This window comes from Nocardia sp. NPDC006044, from assembly GCF_042871115.1.
Taxonomy (GTDB): domain Bacteria; phylum Actinomycetota; class Actinomycetes; order Mycobacteriales; family Mycobacteriaceae; genus Nocardia.
Map to the genome: position 1 here is coordinate 226,976 of NZ_JBIAID010000001.1, position 25,049 is coordinate 252,024.

At 67.2% G+C, this 25,049-nt stretch carries 22 protein-coding genes; 10 read left to right on the forward strand and 12 right to left on the reverse strand.

The window, feature by feature from the left end:
• Positions 1 to 23 precede the first annotated feature (23 nt).
• Positions 24 to 419 carry a hypothetical protein gene (locus ACFYO1_RS01175; protein ID WP_387225954.1) on the forward strand — a complete coding sequence of 132 codons (396 nt, stop codon included), beginning with the start codon at positions 24 to 26 and terminating at the stop codon, positions 417 to 419.
• A 91-nt stretch (positions 420 to 510) separates the two neighbouring features.
• On the opposite strand, the gene ACFYO1_RS01180 is transcribed toward ACFYO1_RS01175, so the two are convergent.
• Positions 511 to 2,274, reverse strand: a complete 1,764-nt coding sequence (locus ACFYO1_RS01180; RefSeq protein WP_387225956.1) for a flavin monoamine oxidase family protein — start codon at positions 2,272 to 2,274, stop codon at positions 511 to 513.
• A gap of 436 nt (positions 2,275 to 2,710) precedes the next feature.
• Between ACFYO1_RS01180 and ACFYO1_RS01185 the strand changes: the two genes are divergently transcribed.
• Complete coding sequence (locus ACFYO1_RS01185) at positions 2,711 to 3,847, forward strand: LLM class flavin-dependent oxidoreductase (RefSeq protein WP_387225958.1); 1,137 nt, start codon at positions 2,711 to 2,713, stop codon at positions 3,845 to 3,847.
• A gap of 179 nt (positions 3,848 to 4,026) precedes the next feature.
• Here ACFYO1_RS01185 and ACFYO1_RS01190 read toward each other — a convergent pair whose 3' ends face one another.
• The 4 genes from ACFYO1_RS01190 to ACFYO1_RS01205 all read right to left on the reverse strand — a co-directional run bounded on the left by ACFYO1_RS01190 (position 4,027) and on the right by ACFYO1_RS01205 (position 9,985).
• Complete coding sequence (locus tag ACFYO1_RS01190; protein WP_387225960.1) at positions 4,027 to 4,659, reverse strand: hypothetical protein; 633 nt, start codon at positions 4,657 to 4,659, stop codon at positions 4,027 to 4,029.
• A 225-nt stretch (positions 4,660 to 4,884) separates the two neighbouring features.
• Entirely contained in the window at positions 4,885 to 8,823 is a 3,939-nt protein-coding gene (locus tag ACFYO1_RS01195; RefSeq protein ID WP_387225962.1) for a hypothetical protein, read from the reverse strand.
• A gap of 187 nt (positions 8,824 to 9,010) precedes the next feature.
• Positions 9,011 to 9,439, reverse strand: coding sequence for an alternative ribosome rescue aminoacyl-tRNA hydrolase ArfB (gene arfB, locus ACFYO1_RS01200; RefSeq protein ID WP_387225964.1), 429 nt, complete (start codon positions 9,437 to 9,439; stop codon positions 9,011 to 9,013).
• Between the two features lie 132 nt (positions 9,440 to 9,571).
• The gene (locus ACFYO1_RS01205) at positions 9,572 to 9,985 is read right to left on the reverse strand and encodes a nuclear transport factor 2 family protein (RefSeq protein WP_387225965.1); all 414 of its coding nucleotides are present in this window, start codon (positions 9,983 to 9,985) and stop codon (positions 9,572 to 9,574) included.
• Between the two features lie 127 nt (positions 9,986 to 10,112).
• Here ACFYO1_RS01205 and ACFYO1_RS01210 point away from each other — a divergent pair, with 127 nt between their 5' ends.
• Entirely contained in the window at positions 10,113 to 10,922 is an 810-nt protein-coding gene (locus tag ACFYO1_RS01210) for a hypothetical protein (RefSeq protein WP_387225967.1), read from the forward strand.
• Positions 10,923 to 10,932: 10 nt separating this feature from the next.
• On the opposite strand, the gene ACFYO1_RS01215 is transcribed toward ACFYO1_RS01210, so the two are convergent.
• From ACFYO1_RS01215 to ACFYO1_RS01225, 3 genes are all read right to left on the reverse strand, one after another.
• On the reverse strand, positions 10,933 to 11,994 hold the full coding sequence (locus ACFYO1_RS01215; protein ID WP_387225969.1) for an alpha/beta fold hydrolase: 1,062 nt from the start codon (positions 11,992 to 11,994) through the stop codon (positions 10,933 to 10,935).
• Between the two features lie 128 nt (positions 11,995 to 12,122).
• Positions 12,123 to 13,562 (reverse strand): carboxylesterase/lipase family protein, encoded by a 1,440-nt coding sequence (locus ACFYO1_RS01220; RefSeq protein WP_387225971.1) that lies wholly within the window; start codon positions 13,560 to 13,562, stop codon positions 12,123 to 12,125.
• 108 nt (positions 13,563 to 13,670) lie between these two features.
• Positions 13,671 to 14,081 (reverse strand): nuclear transport factor 2 family protein, encoded by a 411-nt coding sequence (locus tag ACFYO1_RS01225; RefSeq protein WP_387225973.1) that lies wholly within the window; start codon positions 14,079 to 14,081, stop codon positions 13,671 to 13,673.
• Between the two features lie 161 nt (positions 14,082 to 14,242).
• On the opposite strand from ACFYO1_RS01225, the gene ACFYO1_RS01230 reads away from it, so the two are divergent.
• Positions 14,243 to 15,046 carry a HEAT repeat domain-containing protein gene (locus ACFYO1_RS01230; RefSeq protein WP_387225975.1) on the forward strand — a complete coding sequence of 268 codons (804 nt, stop codon included), beginning with the start codon at positions 14,243 to 14,245 and terminating at the stop codon, positions 15,044 to 15,046.
• Between the two features lie 234 nt (positions 15,047 to 15,280).
• Positions 15,281 to 16,138, forward strand: a complete 858-nt coding sequence (locus tag ACFYO1_RS01235) for an SGNH/GDSL hydrolase family protein (RefSeq protein ID WP_387225977.1) — start codon at positions 15,281 to 15,283, stop codon at positions 16,136 to 16,138.
• On the opposite strand, the gene ACFYO1_RS01240 is transcribed toward ACFYO1_RS01235, so the two are convergent.
• Positions 16,131 to 17,084 carry a glycoside hydrolase gene (locus ACFYO1_RS01240; RefSeq protein WP_387225978.1) on the reverse strand — a complete coding sequence of 318 codons (954 nt, stop codon included), beginning with the start codon at positions 17,082 to 17,084 and terminating at the stop codon, positions 16,131 to 16,133. The two genes, ACFYO1_RS01235 and ACFYO1_RS01240, sit on opposite strands and share 8 nt — an antisense overlap.
• A gap of 292 nt (positions 17,085 to 17,376) precedes the next feature.
• Here ACFYO1_RS01240 and ACFYO1_RS01245 point away from each other — a divergent pair, with 292 nt between their 5' ends.
• Positions 17,377 to 17,835, forward strand: a complete 459-nt coding sequence (locus ACFYO1_RS01245; RefSeq protein ID WP_387225980.1) for a hypothetical protein — start codon at positions 17,377 to 17,379, stop codon at positions 17,833 to 17,835.
• A gap of 6 nt (positions 17,836 to 17,841) precedes the next feature.
• On the opposite strand, the gene ACFYO1_RS01250 is transcribed toward ACFYO1_RS01245, so the two are convergent.
• Positions 17,842 to 18,840 (reverse strand): alpha/beta hydrolase, encoded by a 999-nt coding sequence (locus ACFYO1_RS01250; RefSeq protein WP_387225982.1) that lies wholly within the window; start codon positions 18,838 to 18,840, stop codon positions 17,842 to 17,844.
• Between the two features lie 518 nt (positions 18,841 to 19,358).
• Between ACFYO1_RS01250 and ACFYO1_RS01255 the strand changes: the two genes are divergently transcribed.
• The gene (locus tag ACFYO1_RS01255; protein ID WP_387225983.1) at positions 19,359 to 19,778 is read left to right on the forward strand and encodes a hypothetical protein; all 420 of its coding nucleotides are present in this window, start codon (positions 19,359 to 19,361) and stop codon (positions 19,776 to 19,778) included.
• 77 nt (positions 19,779 to 19,855) lie between these two features.
• Here the strand turns inward: ACFYO1_RS01255 and ACFYO1_RS01260 are convergent, their stop codons facing one another.
• A complete protein-coding gene (locus ACFYO1_RS01260; RefSeq protein ID WP_387225985.1) occupies positions 19,856 to 21,520 on the reverse strand; it encodes a cutinase family protein in 1,665 nt (554 codons plus the stop codon).
• Between the two features lie 893 nt (positions 21,521 to 22,413).
• Between ACFYO1_RS01260 and ACFYO1_RS01265 the strand changes: the two genes are divergently transcribed.
• From ACFYO1_RS01265 to ACFYO1_RS01275, 3 genes are all read left to right on the forward strand, one after another.
• Positions 22,414 to 22,596, forward strand: a complete 183-nt coding sequence (locus ACFYO1_RS01265) for a hypothetical protein (RefSeq protein WP_387225986.1) — start codon at positions 22,414 to 22,416, stop codon at positions 22,594 to 22,596.
• Complete coding sequence (locus ACFYO1_RS01270) at positions 22,590 to 23,090, forward strand: hypothetical protein (RefSeq protein ID WP_387225988.1); 501 nt, start codon at positions 22,590 to 22,592, stop codon at positions 23,088 to 23,090. The genes ACFYO1_RS01265 and ACFYO1_RS01270 overlap by 7 nt, the downstream gene beginning before the upstream one ends.
• Positions 23,091 to 23,184: 94 nt before the next feature.
• Positions 23,185 to 24,639 (forward strand): family 1 glycosylhydrolase, encoded by a 1,455-nt coding sequence (locus ACFYO1_RS01275; protein ID WP_387225990.1) that lies wholly within the window; start codon positions 23,185 to 23,187, stop codon positions 24,637 to 24,639.
• A gap of 5 nt (positions 24,640 to 24,644) precedes the next feature.
• Here the strand turns inward: ACFYO1_RS01275 and ACFYO1_RS01280 are convergent, their stop codons facing one another.
• Entirely contained in the window at positions 24,645 to 25,013 is a 369-nt protein-coding gene (locus ACFYO1_RS01280; protein ID WP_387225992.1) for a DUF1304 domain-containing protein, read from the reverse strand.
• Between the last annotated feature and the right edge of the window lie 36 nt (positions 25,014 to 25,049).

The following is a 25,049-nucleotide window of genomic DNA, read 5'->3' on the forward strand; positions in this document are numbered from 1 at the left end:
GGGAGGTCTTTATGGTGCGTGGTGTGCGGGTGAAGATGATGTTGCTGGCAGTGTTTGTGGCTGCGGGTGCGGTGGGCGGGGTTGTCGTGCCTGCCCAGGCCGGTGCTGACAGCGTGGTGCCGGCTCACGGGCAGTTCATTCCCCAGCCCGATCAAGTCGAAGACGACGACAACGACGCAGACGTGGCGCCGACGGTGCGGAAGGTGGCGTTGGCACCGGGCTACTACTGCGGTTCATATATCCGCCAACATCATTCAGATGCTGCGGTCCTCGACTCCAGCGGCAATGGCCTCATCGATAACGCGATGTACCGTGTCCAGCGGGACGGCACGGTCTCCTTCGAGAACGACTGCAATAACTGCGTGATGGAGCAGGCGCTGTCGCAGCGAAAGACCCTCCACCCCCGGTGTAACTACTGACCTCATCGGAAACCCACGACCCGACCCGCCAAGCCGGGCACGGCCCCTAATCCTCGCCGGCCGCAGCCGATGGAGAGTGTGCCCTGGCAGTTCAGCGGCGATGCACTTCCAGGGCGCTGCGCACGCCACTTTCCAGCGCGCCCTCGATCCAGGCCGGTTTCAGGCTGGTGTGGTCGCCGGCCAAATGTATTCTGCCCTCGATGGTTTGGGTGGCGGCGTGGTGTTCGTGGAGTTGGCCGGGGGTCGGGATGACGGCCTCGCCGAGGGCATAGCGGGCGCGTTGCCAGGACTGGGAAAGGCCGACGCCGGTGAACTCGGCGTCGACGCGGGGACCGAACATGCGGCGCATCCCGGCGAGCGCGAAGTGCACGCGCTCGCTGTCGGTGAGCGAATCCCAGCGCATGGCGTCGTCGGACCAGGTGTAGCTGGCCAGCACGACGCCACCCTCGGCCTCGGGCACATGTGAGGGGAAGTAGGTGAAGCGGTTGGGGCAGTCCGACACACAACCGCCGCCGCGAAAGCCCGCCGGACCCTGCTCCCAGAACCTGGTCTTGAACTCGAGCAGCACCTTGGTGGCCGCGTCGTGGTGCAGCTCGGTGATCGCCCGGCGGGTCGGGTACGAGAGTGGGGGATCGAAGGTACAGAATCGGGTGGCGGTCAACGGGATCGCGAGGATGACGTAGTCACCCTCGAACGTTTCGATCGGGTCGACCGGTGCGCCGTCGGTGTGCTCGTTTCCGGTTTCGGCCGTCGTCCAAACCTTGACGCCATGGTCGGTCTGTTCGATATGGGTCATGCGTTTGCCCTGATGCACCGCGGGACCGAGATTGCGGGTCAGCGCGTCGGTCAGCGTCGCGGTGCCGCCTTCGAGTTCCCAGTAGCTGGCATCGGGCCGGATGAGGGCGTGGTCGACCATGGCGGAAATGACGCCGTAATGCAGCCGGGAGGTAAGGTTCTCCAGGGTGCCCACGGCGGCCAGATGCGACAGGCTCCAGCCGTGCTCCATCAGGAAACGATGCGTGGAGTAATCCTCGTAGGTGTTGAAAACCTTTGCCCAGCCTTCGATCCGGCGTTCGATCGGCCAGTCGTCGGGGACGCCGACCTTGTGCAGCGCCCGGTCCAGCGCGCTGCGGGCCGGGGTGGCGAGGTCGATGCCGAAGCCGCGGTGCACCGCCATGGGGTCGTTCGCGTAAGCGGCGCGGCTGATGAGCGTGCCGTTCGTGTCGATCAAGCTGCGCCCCGCCGCGGGCGGCGGCCGGAACTCGGCGGCGGGACCGTTGGTCCACCGCTCCCCGGTGAACGATCGATAGGCGACCGGAGTGACCGGCGCGGAGCGGGCTTCCGGTGCCACATCGGCGTTGTGGAACTGCCGTCGCCGCAGGCCGAACTTGTCGGCCAGGGCGAGCACCATCGGGTGCGCGCTCGGCAGGCGCATCGCACCGGCCTCGGCGTAGAGGGCCGGATCGGTGAACACCCCGCGGAAGGTCTTGACCCGGCCGCCGGTTCGGCTGCCGTTGGCCTCGAGCACCGTCACCTGATGCCCGGCCTCGGCGAGCAGCGTGGCGGCGGTCAGCCCCGCCGGACCGGCGCCGATCACCAGAACCCGTTTGGGCGCAGCGGTTTTCGGCAGGCCGGTGTCGATGAGCGTCCGCAGATAGGCCAGCTTCAGGTCGTTGCCGTTCGCGTCGACCTGCAGCATCTCTCTGGCAAGTTCCACGCTCCGGTCCATCGACCGCGCGGAATCGGTTCTTGCCGCGGGCGCTCCGCAGGCCACGGTCGATGCTCCCGCGGCCAAGGCTCCCGCGGCAACCGCCGAGCCGAACAGCGCACGCCGTCCGATCACAATCTCTGCCATGCCCCGACCGATCCTCTCCGTGGACCTCGACCCGGCTACTCAATTGCGACGCGAGCCGGATGCTACCGGACTGTCCGGTTGGTCAGCGGGAATGACCGCCGGGCACGCCGACAGCGATCGATATGTTCCTCGCCGGGCCTGCACCCGCGCGGATACCTGCCCGCAGAGCGAGGTTTTCGTTAGCCAAAGCGTCTGTCTGGCAGCGCTTCTCAACTCGCAACCGCGCCTTCATGGGTCCGTCGGCGGGCACTGCGCGGATGTTCAGCCGACGAGCGCGCAGGCGAGCGGCACGCCGGTGGAGTTCGCGAGCCCCGCGTTTGCCCGTTTTCAGGTCCGGACTCCTAGCTTGTTGCTATAAATCGAGCAGGATTCCTCTCGGGGGGTGGCGATGGACCGGCGTGAAAGTCCGTACAAGGTGCGGGCGCGAGGTGATCGGGTGCGGATCGGGTCCTTGATCGAGCCGGTCGCACCCGTCTGGGCGATCAAGCTGAACCTGCGGACCGCGCGCCTGCTGGGAGTCGACGATGTGTGGTTTTCCGACCACACCAAGTCGGCGTTTCCCGCTGCCGCGTGGAACGTTCGGTTCTCGCCGATGGCGCGCTTCGTCTCCTCGCTGGACGCGTACCTGGATCCGACAGTCGCGCTGGCCCGATGGGCGCGTCCGCGCGGGCCGGTGATGGGGGTCGCGGTCACCGATGTGGTCCGGCGCAGTCCGGCCGATCTGGCGCGGGCGTGGATGTCGCTGCACCATCTGTCGCGCGGCAGGGTCGTGCTGGGGATCGGGTCGGGCGAGTACGAGAACACCGTCCCGTACGGACTGACGCTCGAGCCGCGTGCCCGGCGTCTGGACGACGCCTTGACCGCGTTGCGCGCCGCCTGGGCCGCGCCGGACGAATTGCTGACTCACACAGGCCCGTTTCACGACTGGCGCGACGCCCGATTCGGGTTGCCGCCGCTCAACGGCACGACTCCGCCGGTGTGGGTGGCGGCGCAAGGGCCACGCGCGTGCCGGATCGCCGGGCAGCACGGCGACGGCTGGATGTTCATCCTCAACGACACCACCACGTCCTGGCATACCGCCGCGGCCCACTTCGCGCGCGGCGCCCGAGACGCCGGGCGCGACCCGGAAAGCCTGCACCGCAGCGTGTTGCTGGCCCCGCTGCTCGCGCCGGATCAGCGGGTGCTCGACGAACTGTGCCGAACGCCGTTCATCCGGGCCATGGCGTTGGTCATGCCGGGCGCGAGCTGGACCGCGGCCGGGGCGACGCATCCGCTGGGCGCGGACAACCCTGGCTATTCGCAGGTGGATCCCCAGGTCTTCGAGGGTGAGCGCTTCGCCGAATACAGCAAGCACGTCACACCCGAGTTGGTGCGCGCCCTGATGCCCTCCGGCACCGCCGCGGACGTCGAGCGCTGGCTGGAGCCCTATCTCGACGCGGGCCTGAACCACATCCTCTTCTACGCCTTCGCCACCGCGGTCAAACCGGCGCTGGCCGCAGCCGGACTCCGGGAACAACGTAGGCTGATCGGCAAGCTGAAAGGCCGCCGACCAGGTCCGCTCGTAGTTCCTTAGCGAGTTCCGGACATTTGCGCATGTGGGCTAACCGGAACTGCCTGGCGGCGAAACGAGATCGGCGCGCCGCGAGCACTTCAGTGGACTACTGGCCGCTGGTGCCGAGGTCGCTGCGGGCACCACCGAATCGGTCGCTCCACCTGCGGCGAACTCGGCCCATCGAGCGCCGATGGCCTCGTTTACAGCCCGTCGTCCTCCTTCTTCGTCTCCAGGAAGCCCTCGTCGATGAGCAGAGCTTCCTGCAACTGCGTTTTCTTGATATCGAACTGGATAAGGGCGAAGTCGGTTTCCTTGCCCGGCTTGAGCTTCCCGCCGTATTGCTCGGAGAATGTCCTCAACGCGTTGAGAAATTCTCGTCGCACCTCGTCCGAGTTGCAGAACTTGTCCAGTGCGTGCCGCTGGAGGTCCGCGCCGGTGGAGCCGGCCGGTGGTGCGAATTTGCTGTCGGGGTTGAAAACTCGATCGATGGCAGCTCTGGTAGGCGACTGCCGGAAAGTGAGCGGCGAAAGATCGTAGGTATCCCACCACCGCCCTATTCCCGAGTCGGTGAAGCTTTTAGCGTTATCGCACGCGGCGACCACGATTTTCCCGCTCAGCTTTCCCCACTTGCTTTTATTGAAGTCGTCCAACGTCTTTACCTTGGGATCGATCACCCAATCCGGTTGGTCGCTGATCGCCTCGGCGGAATCCGCCGGTGCCGCAGCGCCGAAGGGATCCGCCCCGGCCGGAGCGCCGGCAAGGAGAATGGTAAGCGTGCTGCCTAACCCCACCACCGCGAGTGCGGCCCCGCGGGTGATCGTTGCCTTGCGCATTCAGTCGTCTCCTCGACATCCATCGACGGGGCCCGGCCGATTCGCGGACGTTCGCGAACGGCCTTCGAACTGTCTGAACAGTTGAACAGGATTCGAGACCGTGCACGGTTTGGACGGGTCTCGTCCACAGTGCCCGGCTGCGACAGCAGCCATGTCGATCCAGCGCGGCCCGGCGATATCGGCGCCGGGCCGAGCAACCGCGCGATTCGCGACCGGCGGTTTCGATCAGTGCTGCGCACAGGGCGGCCGGAAGGGGAGGTCCGGTAGATGTGCCGCCCACACCTGCTCGGTCAACACCGAGCCGGTGGCCGCGCAGATGCGGTCGACGGCATGCTGCGGGTCGAGATCCCACCAGCGCAGAGCGCCGAGTGCGCTGCCCGTCATCAGGTATTTGCCCGAGGGATGGAACAACAGGTCCCAGCCGTCCACCGGCGCGGCGGTGAGCAGCGGATACTTCACCGGCGTGGGATGCAGGCGATCGCTGAAGTCCCACAGCAGAACTTCCGAGCCGGGGCTAGACGAGGCGAGCGTTCGCCCATCCGGGCTGAACGCGAGCGATTGCACCGTCCCGGTGTGCCCGGTCAAGGGATCGCCGATCGTAGCCGGGTGCCGGGGATCGGTGATATCCCACACCCCGATCGACCGATCATCGCCGGTGCCGGCGATCAGGGTGCGTGAATCCGGCGCGAACGCGACCGGTTCCCGTGCTCCGTCTCGACCCGCCGGGATACTCGACAGGGCTCTGGGCGCGGCGGGAACGGTCATGTCCCACAACGTGACCGGTGCCTTCCGTCCCCACGTCGCCAGCAAACGACCGTCCGGGCTGAAGGCCCCGGCGAACACATTCGGCGCGGAAATCGGCGGTCCGGCCAATACCGGCTTGCCGCGGTCGGCTAGATCCCAGATGCTGAGCATGGTCGGAGATTCCGCACGCATGGTCACCAGGAACCGCGAATCGGAGCTGAAGACACCGCGAGCGAAATTTTCTTGGTCCGGAAGGTCGGCCAGCCGGTGAATGGACGCCGGGTCGGAAATATCGAACAGCGCCTGCGTACTCGTCTGCTTACCATCCGCCAGCACAGTTGCGAACAACGTTCGCCCGTCAGGGCTGATCTCGGCGGTCTCAGTGCTCGCCCGCAACCGTCCGGCCCGGCGCGTCGACAGCGGATCATCGATCCGGATAGTCTCGATGAACTCCGGGCGCAGGGCAAGCATCGCGACCCGCCCGCCGGCATCGAGCCTCAGTTGGGTGGGCATGCCGGTATAGCCGAGCTGGCTCGAATCCTGTTCCGGCAGTGACCACATCCGAATCGCGCCGTTCGCGCCGCCGGTCACCAGGCGTCCACCGGGGCGGAACGCCATGGTCGAGATCAAGTCCTTGTCTCCGGCGGTCAAGGTGGCGGACAGCAGCGGATGCTCCCGCTCATCCAACGCCCACATCTGGGCTTGCCCCTGAGCCCGTCCGACCGCCATCCGCTTGCCGTCCGGGCTGAACGCCACTCCCGGCGACGCCCCGACCGTGATCGGTGTTCCGATTCGGCGAGGTGTATTCGGATCGGCTATATCCCAGAGTTCCAGCTTGGCTTTGTCTTTGACCTCCTTGTCGGGGAAAGCGACAACGAGCGTCCGGCCGTCGGGGCTGAACCAGCTATCGTTCGCTCGCCCCGGCAGTCGTCCGAGCGCACGGATATTGCGCAGATCCGACGTATCGAACAGTTGGATGCCCTCGTTGTCCTTGGTACTGGACATCAACCGCCAATTCGGACTGACCGGCCCGGGAACGTACTCTTCGCTCACGCGGCCTATCGGTAACCGCACATCTATTTTCTTCGGCTCGGCCGGACTGCGGATGTCCCAGAATGCGCGCTCCATACCGTTCGACCCCGTCAAAACACGTCCGTCCGTGCTGAATTCCGGCGAACCATAGTTTCCGGCGAGACCGGTCACACTGATCGGAGCCGGGTTGCCCGGATCGCTCGTATCCCACAACCGCAATGTGCGGTTACACATGCACGCGAGCATCGTCCCATCCGGACTGAACCCCAGGGACTGAGACGTGTACTCGCCGACCGGGAGATTGGTCGCGATCTGCGCCAACTGTTTCGGGCTCGCCCCATCGGCGATGTCCAAGAGTCGAATACCGTTGTCGGTACCCGATACCGCGAGCACCCGGCCATCCGGTCGAAGTGCCACGTCCGGACCGGTTCCGGCATTGTCGATCAGCGGCGTGGCCAACGCCAGACTCTGGGAATCGAACAGGCGGGCGCGGACCCCGGCATCTCCGGGCCGGAGCCGGTTGGCTACCAATGCCAGCTGCGCCGACAACGACGGATCGCTGTCGCGAACTCGGTCGGCCTCGGCGAGCACGCTGCTCAGAATCGCCCTGTCCCGCTGCTGTTTCGCCCTGTCGTTCTGGACGAATGCCACCCCGGCGAGCGCCAGCGCCGCGACCGTCAGAACGACCAGCGCGGCCCGGATCGCCGACGTTCGCCGTTGTGCCCTGCGCCGGGCGGCCTGACCCGCCGCCAGGAACTCCTGCGCCGCCGGGCCGATGGCGCCGCCGGCCGCGTGTTCCTGCATCGTGACGAGCCGGGCGCCGCGATACAGCAGAGACGAATCTCGCTCGTGCGCAACCCAATCGGTCGCGTCAACGTGCAACCGCTGTCGTTCCAGGTAGCCGACCCGGTCCTCATCGATCCAGAGCCGCAAGCGCGGCCAGGCATTCAGGACGATCTCGTGGGTGAGATAGGCCGATTCGGCGTCCAGGGTGATGAGGCGGGTCCGGGCCAGCACCTCGAGTGCGGTTTCGGCGGCTTCCACTGTCTGCCCGACCAATTCGGCGCGCGCGACCTTGCGACGAGTATCGCGGGAGTCGTCGCCGACGGTGACCAATCCGAGCAGCACATGCTTGCCGACGGCCTGCTGAAATTCCGACAGCTCGTTCCACGCGCGCTCGGCCGTCGCCGCGACCGACCCCAGCACACCGTCCGCCGCTCGATAACCGTCGATGGTGAATCGCGCGCCCTCGCGGCGCTGCCAGACCGCCTCCATCACGTGCGACACCAATGGCAACGCGCCCGGATCGTAGCCTCGATGGACCCCGCCACCGCCGAGACCGCACAGCTCGCTGATGATCAGCTCTTCCAAGCCGGATTCCAGCTTGTATCCGGCCGATTCGGCCGGCCGAGTGATCGCTTCGGCCAGTTCGTCCAATCGCATCGGGCCGAGTAGGTAGCTGCGATGTTTGAGCGCGTCCTCGAGCAGCGGAATGTCCAGGCAGCGCGCGTAGAAGTCGGCGCGTACGGAGATGACGACGGCCGCCGGTGCCCGCTCGCCCCGAATCGCGATGTGCTCCAACGCCGCCAGGAAGTCGGTGCGTTGCTTGTCGTCGCGACAGAGGGTGAACAGTTCCTCGAATTGATCCACGATCAGCAGGCGCCGGCGATCGGGGGCCCACGCACCCAGCACCGCACCGAGGAAGTCCGCTCCGTCGAGACTTCGCGAACCGTCGATATCGATCGCGGCCAGCAGCGCGAGCGCCGGATTGGTGCCGGGTGTGATCGTCACGGTCGCCCATTGGTCGGCCGGATCCGCGAGCGCCGGAATCAAACCCGCGTGCAACAGTGATGATTTGCCCGCACCTGAAGCGCCGACCAGCACAATGATCCCGCCGTGCCCGGCGGGACCGACCGTGTCCCGGACCAGTTCGGCCAGCTCGGCGGTCGGCCTGGCCCGCCCGAAGAACAGCTCGGAATCCTCCCGCCGATACGAGGTCAGTCCCAGGTACGGGCACTCCGAGAACTCCGACTCCGGGTTCCACGCGTTCGACTCCGACCACAATCGCTGCCACTCCTGCACATCCAGCCAAGCGGCCGGCGCCGGGTCGCTCGACTTGCGCACCTCGTCGATGAGCGTGAGCAGCACCGGCAACAACGACTCGAACCGCGCGGGCACATTGCGCCCCGACTTCCAATCGCTGATCCGCTGCACCGACGCGGCGCCCTTCTGTCCCGCCGGCCGCGCCCCGCGCATCCGTGCCTCGGCCGCCGCCGCGACCCGGCGCAGCGAAGGATTGCCCGCCGCGGCGAACAGCGCGGCGAACTGTTGCACGAAAACGGTTCTCGGCGACGGCCGCCGGCGCGGGTCTGGTGGGCTCGAATCCATCTGCACTCCTGTATTTCCTCGGACCGGAGCGACGCTCCTGAACTGCCCCGAGATTAGGAGCGCTGACCGAAGCCGCCGCCACAGTATCCAGCGAACCCGCAGGTAGGAGGATCGAATGCAGTTCCGGACCGGACACTACCGGCAGGCGGATCGCCCTGTCGCGGTCGACTCCGCGCCCGCTGTCCGCTCAGTCGTCGGGGGAGGCGCGGCGGTTGCGTTTGGTGATGCCGCGCCGCTTCTTCGCGGCGATGCGCCGTTCCTTCGCGCCGCGGGAGGGCTTGGTGGCGCGGCGAACGGGTGGTGGGGCGGCAGCGGCGTCGCGCAGCACTGCGGCCAGGCGTTCGCGGGCGGCCGTGCGGTTCTGCAGCTGGGCGCGTTGCTCCGAGGCGACGATCGTGAGCACCCCGTTGACCAGGCGGGTGGCCAGGCGGTCGAGCATCCGGGTGTGCAGGGACTCCGGCACCGAGGGCGAGTTGGCGAGATCGAACGACAGCTCGACCCGGCTATCGGTGGTGTTGACGTGCTGCCCGCCCGGACCGGACGACCGGGAGAACCGCTCGCGCAACTCGGACGCGGGTATCACCAGCCCCCGGGACACGGTCAGGTCCTCCGCCATGATCCGCCGCCGCTCCTTCCTGGAGTCGACCAGTCCGGTTCGACTGAATGGTGATCTCGTAGTTCACCATAGCGATCACCTGGCCGGCGGCGTCTCCGTCACCGCCGGTGACGAGCGAGTCGGCGGACTGGGTCAGGCGGGTCGCATGGTCCGCATGGTGCGCTCGAACTCCCAGAAGGCGCGCACGGCGAGGATCTTTCCCTCCTCGTCGACCCGGTAGACGAACACGCCCTCGGCATCGAGCACCTGGCCGCTGTTCTGGCTGCGCACCTTCCCGGTGTAGGCGACCTCGTTGCCGCAGGCGAAGGAGTCCTCGAACAGGAACTCGATCGACTCGTTGGGTGCGATGGCGTTGTCCCAGAACGCCGAGATGGCGTCGCGGCCTCGGTGACCCTTGCCTTCCGGATCGAAATCCGAAGGGCCGACCGGGTCTTCGACAATGGCGTCCGCGGCGAACATGGCCAGCCAGGCGTCCTTGTCGTGCGCCCGGACCGCCGCGTGCAGGGCCTGGCTGGCGGTGCGCGCCGGGTGGGTTGCGGTGGTCATGGTGTCCTCCTGCTGTCGTGTCTTCGGGATCGGGCAAGTGGTAGAAGACACCCAGCCGCTGCGGCACAGTCAAGGCCGCACATTCCGGGGTGTGGCCGACGTGGGCCGTTGACCTAATGTGGGCCGGGTGAGTGCCGCATCCCCATCTGCCACCGACAGCGTCGCCCTGGCCGCGCTGTTCGCGAACGTGGATCGTGCTGCGCAAGCGGCGAATCGGGTCGGCGCCGCGGGGCTGCCGCCGTTGATCGACGCGCTGTGGAACTATCTCGAGCGGCTGGCCGCCGAGGATCCGGCGATGACGCATCCGCACGCGCGTCCTGCCGTGCTGACGCTGTCGAACGCCACCGGCTCGTATTTCGGGGCACGGCTGCGGCACACCTCGGACACGGCGCGCTGCGACCTTCCGCTGCTGCGCATGTCGGTGACGACCGGGCGCGACGAGGACCTCGGGCCGCCGTCGGTGCACGAGTGGATCGAGGCCTTCGAACTGGCGTTGATCTGCCGCAACGGCCCGGGCGACTTCTACCTGCGCAGTCAGTTCGCCACGATGTACCACCCGAAGTTGTGGACGCCCGACGATCCCGTGGCGTCGCGCGTGCCCCGCGCCTACGCCACGGTGCTGTCGGCACTGCTCCAGCGCGCTCGCTGGCCGCGCAACAAAGCCGTGAAAACCGCTGTCGCCGAACTTCTCCCGCCCGCGCTGCACCGACTGGCCGAGGCGCCCGAGGACCCGCGGTGGACCCCGCGTATCCGGATTGTCGAGCAGCTTTCGGCGAAGAAGGACGTCACCCCGTTGCTCGCCGGCGCGCTCGGCCCCGCGCCGGTGCGCATCGCCTGGCCGTTGCTGGCCCTCGCCGCGCTGGCACACGACCTGAAACTGCCGGCGGACGTCGAATCCGACTGTCTACCGCGCCGTTTCGTCGACTGGAAGTCGTAACCGATGCGAGTCATCTCTGCGTCGCCCGGTTCAACCAGGTTTTCAGATAGTCGAGTACCGCCGGATCAATAGTCGTCTCGATGATCGCGTATTCATCCGGCATGCCGGTAACCGCCTGTTGCATAAGATGATTCGCGCCCTCGAAGGTGTGCACTGTCGCCTTCGGGTTGTCCGCCAATAGTTTACGCATGAGTGGCTCATTGGCTGCGGCGTCTACCTGTACGTCCTTGCTGCCGAAGAGTGCGAGGGTGGGGACCTCGAGCGACCTCAACGCCGACGCGGGATCGTAGGTCGACAGGGCCGCATATTGCCGGTTGATCGCGCTATCGATATCTTCGTCGCGCGCCTGCTCGGCTGTCGGAAGCTGTCGGTTCGCGGCTCGCGCATTTCTTCGTGCCGCGTCGAAATCTCCGGCCCGGAGCAGGTCGCATTCGGTTTGGACAGCATCATCGCTCGCCGCCAGGCGATCGGCGGACGTCGTTCCGGCCGCCTGTAATTGCACTCGCATCTGATGCTTGTTGACCTCGCACCCGGTCTGCGCCGGCCCCGCGATGAGCACGGTGAAAGCCACTCTGTCCGGTGCCGTTTCGGCTACCAGCGGAGCCAAGGATCCGCCCTGGCTGTGCCCGAGAAGTCCGATGCGCGTGTCATCGATATCCGGTCGTTCACGCAGGTAGGAGATCTGCGAGAGAATATCCGACACCAGATCCGCATAGGTGGCGTCGTCCTTGTCCCCGGTCGTCGCGCCGACGCCGCGGTCGTCTGTCCGCAAGACCGCGTAGCCGGCTTTGGTCAACGTGTCGGCCAGCACGAGAAATGGCTTGTGCCCGGCGAACTGTTCGTCACGATTCTGCTTTCCACCGCCTGGCACCAACACCACCGCGGGAAACGGACCGCCATGGTCGGGAACAGTCAGTGTGCCGCCGATGGTGACGTCACCATTTCGCATGGTCACCTCGGTCGAGTGATAAGCCAGGTCTGCTGAATTCGTCGTCGAGGTACATCCCGCCATAACAGCCGACAGCAGCACCGCCGCGACGGCGAGTCCACCACGACCAGCGCTGAAACCCATGTCTCCCCACCGTTCTTCAGCCGTCTCGGTTCATGCACGGACTGTAGGCGCGGGCCTGGGCCTGCGAATCCGGGAAGACCCGGAGGTTTACCCCCGCATTCGACGCCTCGTCCAGCTGAATTCCGGGTTCAGGAGTATCGGCGGTCGTCGGGAGCGGTGTCCGCACGGACGCGGGAGTCGGCATCGAACCGCATGACCTTCTTTTCGTCGTAGGCGGGCCAGCCGGGGTCTCCGTGGGTGGCGAAGGCGAGCCAGGTTCGATGCATCGCCTGGGTGAGGGTGGTGGGAGCGGCGTCACCGAGAAGGGCGCGGCAGGACCGGGTGGTGTCGAAGACGAAGGGGACGTCGAGGGCGTGCGCGGCACCGTATCGTGGTGACTGCCAGGCGAATTCGTAGACATAGGTGGGGCCTGGGTGGCGACGCGCCGTGCGGCGGCTCGGTGCCCGGAACATCAATTCGGTATAGGCGGCTGTGAGTGCGCGCGCAGGGGTGACGGCGGGGTCGTGGAGACCATGCCGTTTCAGCAGCGCTTCGGCATCGGGGTGGGTGGCGGCCAGCTCGGCGACGGCGTCCTGTGCGTCGAACGCGGCGAACTGCTCGGCACCCACGCCGAGGTTGGCTTCGTCGAGTGTCGTACCGATCAATAGGCCGACGCCATGCCTGCTCGGGACACCGACCGGATCGGGTAGGACGTCGTCACCGGTGGTCGGGAGGAACAGTGCCCGCCGGTGGCCGGGGTCGACACCGTTGTCGTCGCGCAGGTCCGGGCGCGGTTCGTTCCGGAACAGCGCCGCCTGCGCGCGCAGCAGGTCGGCGGCGGTGAACGCGCGGAATGCGTCTGCCACCGGGGCGGTTCCGAGCCGGGCGGCGAGCGCCCGGGTGAGTTCTTCGGTGAGTTCGAGCCCGCGGGCCATCTCGTCGTGTCCGCTCGCGACGATCGCTCGCCGGAACAGCCCGGCGGCGAGCGGGGAGTGCAACAGCATCGCGACCGAGGTGCCGCCGGCCGACTCGCCGAAGACGGTCACGTTGTCCGGGTTTCCGCCGAACCCGGAGATGTTGTCCCGCACCCACCGCAGCGCCGCGAGCTGATCGCGCAATCCGAGGTTCGTGGCCCCATCGGACAGTGCGAGGAAGCCCTCCGCCCCGAGCCGGTAGTTGACGGTGACCAGGACGACGCCGTCGCGGGCGAACGCGGTGCCGTCGAAGGCCGGGGCGGCGCCCGAGCCGATCATGAAGCCGCCGCCGTGCAGGTAGACCAGCACCGGGAGACCGCTCGTGCCGGGGTCGGGTGTCCAGACGTTGAGATTGAGGTAGTCGCCATCGCCGATGACCCATCCGGGTCCGGTCAGCGGCGCCAGGTTCGCGTTCGCGGGGTGCAAGGCCGGCTGGGGTGCTGTCGGGCCGTAACCGGTGGCGTCCCTGGTCCCCGCCCAGCGTTCGGCAGGGGCCGGGGGTGCGAATCTGAGTGCGCCGGCCGGAGCCGCGGCGTAGGGGATTCCGAGGAAGCGGGTGACCCCGTCCACGTGGTCACCGCGGAGCCGCCCCGCCGCCGTGTTCACGGTAGTCACCGGCGCCCCTCTCGTACCTGCGCAGTCCGGCCGAGGCGTGTCCTCGGCACGTCGTCCAAGCCTGCCATAGGGTTTCGGCTCGACCGCAGGTCGTGTTGCCGGGCGCGGTCAGCTGGTGCACGCCTCGGCGATGGAGAGACTGTTCTCGTAGAGGTGATGCCGGATGACGCGACCGTTTTCGACGGTGAGGCGCAGGGCGAACGGTCCCTCGAACGACTTGCCGGTCGCGCGCACGGTGCCGGACAGGTGGCCGAAGAGCACGGCATCCGCGCCGTCGACCAGGAAATTATCGATACTGGCGCGGGCGTCCTCCGGAACGACGTGGGCCATGAGTTCGTCGAACTGTGCGGCACATTCGGCCGCGGTCCGGCGCGGCCTGATCCACGGCACCACCGGGTTCTCGGCGAGCAACCAGTCGACCTCGTCGGCGAACAAGGCGGTCAGGGCCTCGGTGTCGCCGTCGGCGCGGGCGGCGAGAAAGGCCTCGACGGTGTTGCGGGTCTCGTCTGCGGCGGTCACTGGGTTCCTCCTGCGGGCGTAGCCGTGTTGCTTGCCGCATGACCTTCGCAGGGCGCCGGGCGGCGTGTCGATTACCTCGCAAGTAAAGGCGCCGGGTTCACCTGCGCTGACCACCCGAAACATGGTCGGGGGAGCAGGTCGTCGCCAGGTACCGTTGGGCGGTGAACCCAGCTGATGCGCGCCTGCTCAAAGACGGTGATCTCGATACCCGCGAGGAGAATCTGCGGCTCCTGTTCGTGCGGGCGGCCGACGGCGACGCATCCGCCAAGGACGTGCTGTGCGCGCTGGTCCGCGACTACCCCCGCTACCACCGGTCGCTCTACAGCCGGGCGTTGAACCGGGCGGCGATCTTCGGCGATGACACGCTGAAGGAACCGCTGCTCGCGTCGCTCGCCGACACCCGGTACAACTGCCAGGCCTGGGCCGCCATGGGCTGCGCGGCACTCGGTTTCCGCGAGGCGGTGCCCGGCTTGGTCGCCCTGCTGGACCACCCGCAGGAGATGGCTCGCGCGGAAGCGGTGATCGCGCTGGGCGCGCTCGGCGACGAATCGGTCGTCCCGGAACTCGCTCCGCTGCTGGGGGATTCGATCAGCGGAATGCGCGAACGGACCGCCGAGGCGCTCGGCAGGATCGGCGGCGATGCGGCACTGGCGGCGCTGTGGCATGAATTCGAGCACCGCCGGTACTACCGCATCGGTTACATCGCCAGCGCCCTGGCCAGATTCGCGCCGGACATCCTCCCGAGGCTGATCGTCGCGGCCGGCAGCGATGATCCCGATCAGCGCTACTGGGCGGCCGTCGCGCTCGGTTCCACCGGCGACGATCGCGCCGTCTCGACGTTGGAACGACTGATGGCAGAAGACCGTGGCTCAACGGTTTTCGACGGCATGGTGAGCGTCGCCGCGAAGAAGGGCCTGCGCACCCTCCGCCGAATCCAGGCCGCGATCGCGGCCCGCGAATCCTGAAAGCTCCACCGGCCGGACCGGAGTCGCCGTCGGCGGTTGATCGCGGTGCTGGGCAGTGCCTTCCCCAGTTGCCCATTGCCGCATGTCAGGCGTTGGGGAGCAACGGGTTTCGGGCTCGAGCGGAAAGAGTTCGTATCGTTGCATTGTTGCTGGCACTGCACGTAACCGATACTGCTCGACGGCAGTGTTTCACCGACTTTCGCGCCGCTGCTGTACCTCCCCTTGGAGCAAATCATGATTCGCGCCCGTGCTTTGCAGGCGACCTTTGCCGCATTCGTGACCGGCTTGCTGCCCGCCGCAGTCGCCGTTGCCGCACCCGCTCCCGCACCCATCGACTATGTCGCTCTAGGCGACTCATATTCCTCGGGCGTCGGCACCGGTGAATACCGGCCCGACAGCGGTTCCTGCCGCCGCAGCGATGCCGCCTATCCCGCCCTCTGGGCGGGATCCCACACGGTCGGTTCCTTTGTCTTCAAGGCGTGCAGTGGCGCGACGACGCAGGACGTGCGCACCGGCCAACTGGCGGCGCTGAACGGCAAGACCGGTCTGGTCAGCCTCACCGCCGGCGGCAACGACGCCGGTTTCTCCGACATCCTGCGCTCGTGCGTGTTCCCGGCCAGTGACGCCAGTTGCGACGCCGCGGTGAACAAGGGCATCGACTACGTCAACCGCACGCTGCCCGGCCGTCTCGACGGTCTCTACCGGGACATCACGGCCAAGGCGCCCAAGGCCAAGGTCGTCGTCCTCGGCTACCCCCGGCTCTTCGAGCGCGACACCTGCCCGCTGAGCTTCAGCCTGCACAAACGCGACTCGCTCAACCATGGTGCCGACGAGCTCGACCGGGTCATCGCCGCCCGCGCCCAAGCCGCCGGATTCACCTACGCCGACCCGCGCTCCCGCTTCGCCGGGCACGGAATCTGCGGGCGGGACCCGTGGATCAACCAGCTCGACCTCGGCGATCCGGTCGAGTCGTATCACCCCGACAAGGACGGGTACGCCCGCGGTTACCTGCCCACGTTGAACGCGGCGACCGGGCGATCGAACCAGTTGACCGAGGAGTTATCGCCGGTGAATTCCGCCGACGCTAAATGATTTCCGGCAGCACGGTGAAATGACGGACGAAGCCGGACAGCTCGGGTAAATCCGCCGGGGTTGTCCAGCTTCGGAAGTTGTCGTGGCTGTCGCTGTAGAAGTACCTGGGATTGTTTTCGTCGTAGTCGTCGAAGAAGATTCGCCAACCGCCGCCGGGCAGGGGGATGACGCATTGGCCTTCCCGTGGGGCGCCCCAGTTGTTCGGATCCGCGAGCGGGACGAACAGATACGGGCCGAGCGGATCGCGCGCGATGGCGAGTTCGATGAATTTGCTGGTTTCGTTCTTGATGAACGCGTAGTAGGTGCCGTTGACCGGGACGATGGTGGTGTCGATGTAGCCGTAGCCGAACCGGTCGCAGGTCGGGCGATCGACGGGAGCCTGGTAGCCGAGTGGCGGGCCGAGCCCGGTCAGCGGGGTGAGCCTGCTCCACGACGACGGGAGCGCCGGGTCGGCCGTGGTCATCAGGTGCGGCGTGAACCGGCAGCCGTCGGACAGCGACACGATGACATGGACCCGGCCCTGCGCGTCGACCAGCCACTCCGGCGCCCAGCTCGACGTCACGTTCAGGCCGTCCACCTGGATCGGGAAGTCGTACAGGTGATTCCAGTTGATCCGGTCGACGCTGCTCGCGAAGCCGATCGTCTGGCCCTCCCACGCGGTGGTGTAGGTGAGGTAGTAGACGCCGTCGACGTGGCGGAAGACGCTGGGGTCGCGGAGCAGTCCGCCGGGCGGCCGATAGGCCGGACTGCCGTGCGGGCCCGGGCCGACCAGCGGCCGGAAGTTGATCGCGTCGTCGGATTCGTAGACGTACAGGGCGGATTCACTGTCGTTCGTGAATGCCGTCATGGTGTACCGCATCGCCAGCCCGGCGGCCGCGGCATGCCGGGCCGCCAGCAGGCCGAGGGGCAAACCTGCCGCCAGCGCCAGCGCGGACCTACGACTCATCGGTACCGATGCCACATTCGGATTATCCAGAGCGGATTGCTATCCGTACATGCCGACACGCCGCAGGGCCCGGGTCGACGTCGAGTCGCCGCGGGTTGCCTGCGATATCACTCCGTGACCGGTCGTCCGGACCCGCGCCGCGCCACTCACGGTCCGGTCCGGGCGAATGGCTGTGCAGCGGAACAAGTTACGGGGCCGAGCTTGGTGGTCAGCCCAAGACAACCCACCGCCGTGCCTGCGACCCTTTCTCTACCAGCTCGTTTGCCGAACGCCGAATATTGGAGTCGGAACAATGCCCGAGCCCGCCGGTCAACCGTCCCTCGGAGCGCGTGCCCTGGCCGCCCTCCCGACCGCCCGCGAACTGCTGGACGCGATGCATGACGTTGTCCCGGAACGACATCCGGCCGCCTCGATTCTCCGCGCCGCCTGCCTGCTCGCCGCCGTGGACGAATGGATCCACCGCCACCGTGCCGCCATCGAACCGGCCGCGCCCGGCGTGCGCCGGGTCAACGCTCCCGGTATCGAACGCGCGGCCCGAACCCTGCGCCGATACCTGATGGACGGCATCGCCGACGCGGCCCCGGACCACGACGGCCTCGGCAAGGCGGTGGACCGGCTCGCCGCCGCCTGGGTCGACTGGCGCAGCGTCACCGCGAGCGACCCCGCCCGCCAGGCCGGTACCCGCGAGACCCTGATCGCCGCCTGCGCCGCCTACAACGCCCTCGCCGGCCACGCCCCGAACCAGGATTAGCGCCGCTCAGATCCCCAGTCCGGCACGCAGGGTCGGCCACGAATCATGCAGGGCGTCTTGCCAATACGGCCAAGAGTGGGTGCCGAGCGGGTTGTAGCGGATGGTGGCCGGGATGTTGTGCAGGCGCAGGTCGGTGTCGAAGACGAGGGTGCAGTCGTGCACCACTTGCTCGATGGCGATCGCCTGGGTGAGGTCGGCGGGGTAGGAGTAGCTGGGGTCGAAGGCGAGGTCGTAGGGACCGAGGACGCCGCTGCCGGTGGAGAGATAGATGGGTTTGCCGCGCAGTGCTTCGGTGTGCCGGGTCGGGTCGTGGGCGGGCCATTCGGGGTTGGCGAGGCCGCCCCACATGTTGTCGGCGTTGCCGCCCTTGTCCGCCACCGTGGTGCGGACCGTGGCCTGGCCGAGGTTGCTGGAGTAGAGGCAACCGCTGTAGGCCGCGAGGGCGCGATACAGGGTGGGGTGGCGGAAGGTCAGGGTGGTCGCGGCCTGCGCGCCCATCGAGACCCCGGCCATGGCGTTGGTTCCGTTGCCGTGCAGGAGGTTATCGATCAACGGTGGAAGTTCCTGGGTCAGAAAGGTTTCCCACCTGTTGTGTCCGAGCTTGCGGTCGTCCGCGAGCCAGTCGGTGTAGAAGGTTCCGCCGCCACCGACCGGCATCACGACGTTGGTTTCCTTGTCGGAGAAGAAGTTCACGATGTCGGTGCGCATGGTCCAGGTGCTCAGCGTCTGGGTTTCGGTCGACCCGTTGCCGTCGAGTAGGTAGAGGGTGGGATGTGGGGCGGCCTGATTCGCGGGAAGCAGGACGTCGAGCTGGACGACGCGGCCCATCGCCGGTGACCGCACGTACACCTCCTCCCACCGGTCGGTGCGCTTGGTGATGTGATCGACCACCGCCTCTGCGCTCGCCCGGGGCGGGGTCGAGACCAGCGGTGCGATCACCGCCAGCGCTATCGCCACCGCCCAGGTGGCGCGCCGTGCCTTTTTCGAACCAGAACTACCTGTCATCGCCGACCGTCCTCATTCGTGCCGCCTCGCGGAAACGCGGCGAGGTAACCGTGATTCGGGATCGGCGGGCGTGTTGTTACCGACGTGCGCCGCGAATTCTGCACACCGGCGTGTCACTTTTTGCGGAATGCAAGATTGCGTTTATGCGGGTCTCTGAAGTCGGCAGATCATTCCATCCGGAATCGCCACGGGATAGCCGTCGGATAGGTAATCTGGTGGAGTCCCGAGAGATTCGGGGCAGCTCCGCAGAGTGAGTCGTGGTCGCCCCTGCGGCTCACTATCGCTGTACACAGTCCGATGAGGTCCGGGAGATCCCCGGGCCTCATCGTTCGTGTATTCGCCGGGGGATATATTCGCCCGTCGCCCCGCGTAGTCAGGCAATTCATCGGTCGTAGCGAAAATTCGCGCCGAATTCTCCGATCCAGACCCGCCGCGGATCCGAATATGCCGTAGTGCCGACACGTCTCTGTCAGGTCGTCGGCCGCATGTACCGCCTTCGATACGACAAGGGGTTACTTATGTTTCACAAAACCGCGACCGTCGCGGTGACCGGTCTGCTCGCCGTCGCGGCGACACTCGCCGTTGCCGCGGGCACCGCAGGCGCCGCACCGTCCTCGCCCAGCGAAACGGCGCCGTCGCAGCAGGCGGATGCCGCCGGGGTGGACGCGCAGGACGCCGACCTGTTCGGCATCGTCACGCCGAAGGGCGACAAGAAGGGCAAGAAGGAGAAGAGCGCGGACGCGGCTCCCAAGGAGCCGACCGCCGCCGACAAGGAAGCCGCCGCCGCGCTCAATTCCGCATTGCGCGATTTCCTTCGTCCGCCGCACGGTGGCGCGGAAATGGGGCCGCTCGGCAAGACCTCGGACGAGTGGCTCGATCTTTTCCTCGGACCGCGTCCCGGCGCGGAAAGCACACCCAAGGCCAAGCCGATCCAGTGATCTGCTCGCTGTATTGATTCGAACGGTAGCAGGCAGGTCCGCGCACCGCTCAGCGACGGGACCTGCCTGCGGCCGAATCAGCCGAGAAAGTCTCTGTCCGAATCTGTTCGGAGAATCCGTCGACGCTCGATATAGAGCAACCCGGCAGTTTCCGACAGCAGCAACGCCCAGATGATCTGACGAGCGGCTTCGAGTCGCTCGGCCTTCGCCGCAGCGGATTCCGGCCGGATCCGACCACGGGCCGGGTCCACCCGGGCATCGGCCTCGGTCGTGAAGTCCTTGGTCTTCGGCGAAGTGCGCTGTGCCGGAGGCGCTTTGGCGCCCCCACTGGCGGCAGGTGCCTGGGCTTCATGTCCAGGCATGGACGCCAGCACGCTGTCCGGCGCCTGGGCGACAACCGGTTTCGCCTCGGCGGGGGCGGGGAGCGCCCGCGAGAGTGCGGTGAACCATTCCGCGATGAACTGCACCGAGGGCCGTCCGGCCGCGACCGTGGTGACCGCGTAGGCCCCGTGCCGGGTCACCGCGTCCTGATACTTGGCCCAGACCCCGCTGTCGACGAGTTCGACGTTGTCGCTGACCAGATCCCCGATCGCATCGAACGCCTGGGTAAGGACCTGGGTGAACCGTGGCGCGGCGGAGCGGCGCGGCATCGAGGCGAACATCTTGGCGGCCAGGGTGGCCAGGCCGGCGAGCGGATCCTGCGCGCCGAGGGTCCCGATCTGGCAGACCTCCTCCGGGCTCAGGACTACGCCGACAATGCTGGTCAGGGTGTTGAGCGTGATGGTGGCCAGGCGCAGCATCGCCGACTGCGCGGTCGGGTCGTCGATCAGCGTTCGGGGATCGGAGGCTTCGGCCAGGCGCTGGCTGAGTGACTTTTCTCTGGACAGGACGAGGCTGCCGGGGGAGAGGCCGTGCAGGTCCTTGTCGATGACATCGGTGGTGGTCTTGTTGACGGTGGCGGCCAGCGCGTCGGTGATCGAGGACAGCGCGGTCAGCGGGTCGTCGAGCGGGAGCAGGGCCTGGCCGGCGATGTTGGTGATCATGTGCAGGATCGGTGCGTTCGTCGGGGAATCGCAGGCTAGGTCGCCGTCGATGCAGAACGACGCGACGCGACCGGTGAGCGTGCCGAAGTCGGGGGCGAGATCGCGCAGGGGACCGATGCCACCGCCGGGCGCGGACGCGGGCTGGGCCTGTAGTCCGGCGAGCCCTTCGGCGGTGGTGCCCGGCGGCGGGTCGGGAACGAGTTTGCCTGCGGCGCCGGGGAACAGCGACGCGCCGGGGTATCGGGTGGGGTCGGCGAGCAGGGCGACCCCGGCCACCCGGTCGGCGGGAACGCTGGACTCGCCACGCCCGATCTCCTGGGCGAACAGCGAGGCGATGTGTGCGCCCTGGGAGTATCCGACGAACGCCAAACGCGTGTTCTCGCAGCGGTCCAGGACGGACTGGGCCATCGCGCGCAACTGCTGCAAGCCACCGGTCACCGAGGTCGAATACGGCACCGCGCCACCGGGCACGGCACCGCCGAAGCCCGCCTCGTACGGGACGTAGGCGCGGTCGGTCCGGCTCGGTTCGGCGGCCAGCATGGGCCCGAAGATCGCCGACAGCATGCCGTGGTCGACGGACGGGTCGGCGTCGGGGGCGGATTCACCGGTTCCGGGGACACCGATGGCGTAAAGCGCCGGGCAGCGCGCTGATTGACCGGTGGCGGGTGCTGCCGCGCCCATGCCGACACCCGCGTTCATGGCGAAGGCCGTACCTGCGACGAGTGTTCCTAGTTTCCGAATACCTGTTCTGGAGAACAGCATTCGACGCAACGTGCCCACCTTCACATTGATTCGCATGGCCTGAGGCTGGTTCTGGTCGGGAAAGTCTCCGGCGTACGCCGGTCCGGGGTGGGCTTCGCCGCCACCCCGGACCGTGTCGAATCAGCCGCCGAGCAGCGCGGTAACGACGCTGGTGAGTCCCGAGGTGAGGGCGGTGACAACGGCGGTCAGGAGCGGTGCAATCATGTTCTCCCTTTCGTTTTCATCTGGTTTCGAGCCGTCTGGTCAGTCTTCGTGCGGTTGATCCGACGCCGAGTCTGAAATGTCGGTGGTGCTGCGCGGCGAAAACTCCGGACGGCTGGAACACCCGGGTGGGTGTCCAACGCTGACCATGCCGGGAACCGTCAGGGGCAGGCGTCGATAGTGTCTTCGTAACCCGGGTACGTTCGGATGGAAGAAATTTCGAACTAGTTTTAATGGGGCTGTGAGCTGGGACAATGTCCGAGTCGGCGCGGCCGGCGGGCCGAACAATGGCCTGGCGCAGGTGTTTTGTCCTTTTGGGGACAGGTGCGCTAGCCTTCCTCGGCGATCCAGCTCGTGCTCACGTTCGACAAATGGCACCGATCCGTCAATGGCGTATCACAGGAGCAAGTCATGTTGAGTGGTCTCTTCGGTCTAGTGAACAGTGTGCTCGCGGTAACGGAGAACCTCGTCGGGATTCTTACCTTCGGCATCTTGGGCTAGGCGGCACGCGCGCATTTCCGTTGGTTCCGAATCGCATTCGGGCGAACGGAGGTGCGCGCCCCCGCATCCTGTGTAACCGCATCCGCCGGATTTCTCCGGTACACGATCGATGATCGAGGAGGTTCGCTGTGTCGCGTCTGTCGAAGGAACTGGCCGCTCTGGCCGTGCTGGCGGTAGTGATCTATTGCGCCGGAACGGATTCCCTCGCGTTCTGGAAGACCGACGGTGGACCCGGGACCGCCGGGGCGGACTGGCTCGATGCCGACGACGACGGGGAGCGGCTCGAACGAATGGGTGGATTCCGTTGGTAGGCAAGGTTATTCCGCTGCTACCGGGCGGTGCTCGCAACACCGCGCTGCTGGAACTCGACGCATCCACGGAACTGCTCGCCCAGGCGCGCGCCAGGGCGAGCAGCGCGGCGAGCCGGGCCAGCGCCGCCGCCAGGCGCGCGGTGAACCGGGAGAAGGCGGTCGACCACGTCGCGCGCGCCCACGGCGCCGCGCGTGCGGTCGCCGCCGCGAACACCACCCGCGACGCCGCGTGGCACGCTTATGTCGCCGCCAACCACGCCATCAAGGCCACCTTCTACACCGTGGCCACCGCGGACACGGCGATCACCGTCCAGGACGCGGCGGCAACCGCGCTCGTCGCCGCCAAGGCCGCCGCCTTCGCGCCCGACGACATCGCGATCGCCGACGCGGCCGCAGCCGCCGAGGAGGCCGCGGGCAGCGCCAGCAACGGCGCCTACGGTGCCCCGCCGGTCGCCCCGATCGCCCGCATCGCCCACCGCCTGTCCGTCAACTGACCAGGGAGGGAATGTGCCCGCGCCAGGCCGCGCACTCGCCGGGAGGACCGAGGTTACCGAGGGTTCGGCAATTAGTCGGTTAAGTTCTCGGTTTATGCGCACATGGAGTCGGCGTGCCGCGGGAGCCCTCGCGGTTTCGATGGCCGCGCTGCTGGTGCCCGGTGTGAGTGTTGCCGCTCCACCGCCGCCGGCGGCGGGCGGCACGCTGGGGCCGGGATTCCTGTGGGGTGTGGCGGCGTCCGGTTTTCAGTCGGAGGGGCACGCGCCGGTCGATGCCACGCCCGACCTTGGCTCGATCAACTCGGGTTCCCGCAACCGGGTCTCACCGGACAACGATGCGCCGGACAGCAATTGGGTGCGCTATATCGAGCACCATCCGGAGTTCGACAAGTACCAGGGCTCGATCGACTTCTACGACCGGTATGCCAGCGACATCGACCTGGCGAAGTCGCTGGGGGTCAAGGTGTTCCGGATCGGTATCGAATGGGCGCGGCTGCAGCCCGCGAGCCGGCTGGAGTGGGACGCGGACGGATTCCGCTTCTACGACAAGGTGATCGCCAAGATCATCAGCGCGGGCATGCGGCCGATGCTCACCCTCGACCACTGGGTGTACCCGGGCTGGGCCTACGACGGCGCGTTCCATGGGAAGCATTCGGACACACCGGATACCGGGTGGGACAACCCGGAGATGGTGGAGGCCTGGCTGACCAACATGCGCAAGGTGGTCGACCGGTACGCCGCGCGGAATCCGTTGTGGGTCACCATCAACGAGCCGGTCGCCTACATCATGCACGAGGTGCGCAACAACGCGACCGATCAGGCGCGGATGGAAGACAAGATCGCCGACGCGCACAACCGGATCTACGACTACATCCACCAGAAGCGGCCGGATGCCCAGGTGACCAGCAATATCGGCTACGTCGCCGGCATCGATGATCAGGTGAACGGCCCGCTGTTCGGCAAGATCCGGGACCGGCTCGACTACATCGGCGTCGACTACTACTTCGCCTTCGAACCGCCGATGTCGATGCCGCCCGCCACCGTCCGGTCCATCGCGGCCGTCGGCGCACCGGGCATGTGGAATCTGCCGATCCGGACCGAGGGCATCTACTATGCGCTGCAACGCTATTCGCGCATGGCGCCGGGGAAGCCGCTCTTCGTCGTGGAGAACGGCATGCCCACCGAGAATGCCGGGTCCGACGACGACAATGTGCCGGGAACCGGGAACTACAACCGCAGTGACCACCTGCGCGACACCGTCTACTGGTTGCAGCGCGCCAAGGCCGACGGCATGAACATCATCGGCTACAACTACTGGAGCATCACCGACAACTACGAATGGGGCAGCTACAGCCCACGATTCGGCCTCTACACGGTCAACGTGCGCGACGATCCCAGCCTGGAACGCCACGCCACCAAGGCGGTAGCCACCTACACCGAGACCATCGCGGCCGGCGGAGTCGCGGCCGACTACCGGCCCACCCGCCCCCCGGCCGGATGTCTGGTCGTCGACCCGACGCCTGGTTGCACGGACCTGAGCGTCCCGTAACCCGGCTACTGGTGGCCGGCCACCAGTACCGCGATCAGCGCTACCGCACCCGGCAACGCCTGCACGAAGAGGATGCGGCGGCTGGCCGTGGCCGCCCCGTAGAGCCCCGCGACCACGACGCAGGCCGTGAAGAAGACCATCGCGGCGAACCCGACCGGATCCGACGCAATGATCCCCCAGATCAGCCCGGCCGCCAGAAACCCGTTGTACAGCCCCTGATTCGCCGCCAGCACCTTGGTCTGCTCGGCGAATTCGGCCGTGCTGCCGAACGCCGCCCGCACCCGCGGCGTCGTCCACAGGAACATCTCCATCACCACGATGTAGACGTGCACCGCCGCCACCAACCCGACCAGAACCTCGGCTACCACTCGCACGATCGACTCGCTTCCTCGCGTATGGCCGGGGCGTAC

What these genes read in the sequence shown, in the direction of transcription:
- ACFYO1_RS01190 (WP_387225960.1), bottom strand. Translation starts at nt 4,659, where the DNA reads ATGCGCAAGGCAACGATCACCCGCGGGGCCGCACTCGCGGTGGTGGGG.
- ACFYO1_RS01275 (WP_387225990.1), top strand. Translation starts at nt 23,185, where the DNA reads ATGCGCACATGGAGTCGGCGTGCCGCGGGAGCCCTCGCGGTTTCGATG.
- ACFYO1_RS01215 (WP_387225969.1), bottom strand. Translation starts at nt 11,994, where the DNA reads ATGGGTTTCAGCGCTGGTCGTGGTGGACTCGCCGTCGCGGCGGTGCTG.
- ACFYO1_RS01255 (WP_387225983.1), top strand. Translation starts at nt 19,359, where the DNA reads ATGTTTCACAAAACCGCGACCGTCGCGGTGACCGGTCTGCTCGCCGTC.
- ACFYO1_RS01240 (WP_387225978.1), bottom strand. Translation starts at nt 17,084, where the DNA reads ATGAGTCGTAGGTCCGCGCTGGCGCTGGCGGCAGGTTTGCCCCTCGGC.
- ACFYO1_RS01260 (WP_387225985.1), bottom strand. Translation starts at nt 21,520, where the DNA reads ATGAACGCGGGTGTCGGCATGGGCGCGGCAGCACCCGCCACCGGTCAA.
- ACFYO1_RS01205 (WP_387225965.1), bottom strand. Translation starts at nt 9,985, where the DNA reads ATGACCACCGCAACCCACCCGGCGCGCACCGCCAGCCAGGCCCTGCAC.
- ACFYO1_RS01250 (WP_387225982.1), bottom strand. Translation starts at nt 18,840, where the DNA reads ATGACAGGTAGTTCTGGTTCGAAAAAGGCACGGCGCGCCACCTGGGCG.
- ACFYO1_RS01235 (WP_387225977.1), top strand. Translation starts at nt 15,281, where the DNA reads ATGATTCGCGCCCGTGCTTTGCAGGCGACCTTTGCCGCATTCGTGACC.
- arfB (WP_387225964.1), bottom strand. Translation starts at nt 9,439, where the DNA reads ATGGCGGAGGACCTGACCGTGTCCCGGGGGCTGGTGATACCCGCGTCC.
- ACFYO1_RS01195 (WP_387225962.1), bottom strand. Translation starts at nt 8,823, where the DNA reads ATGGATTCGAGCCCACCAGACCCGCGCCGGCGGCCGTCGCCGAGAACC.
- ACFYO1_RS01180 (WP_387225956.1), bottom strand. Translation starts at nt 2,274, where the DNA reads ATGGCAGAGATTGTGATCGGACGGCGTGCGCTGTTCGGCTCGGCGGTT.
- ACFYO1_RS01245 (WP_387225980.1), top strand. Translation starts at nt 17,377, where the DNA reads ATGCCCGAGCCCGCCGGTCAACCGTCCCTCGGAGCGCGTGCCCTGGCC.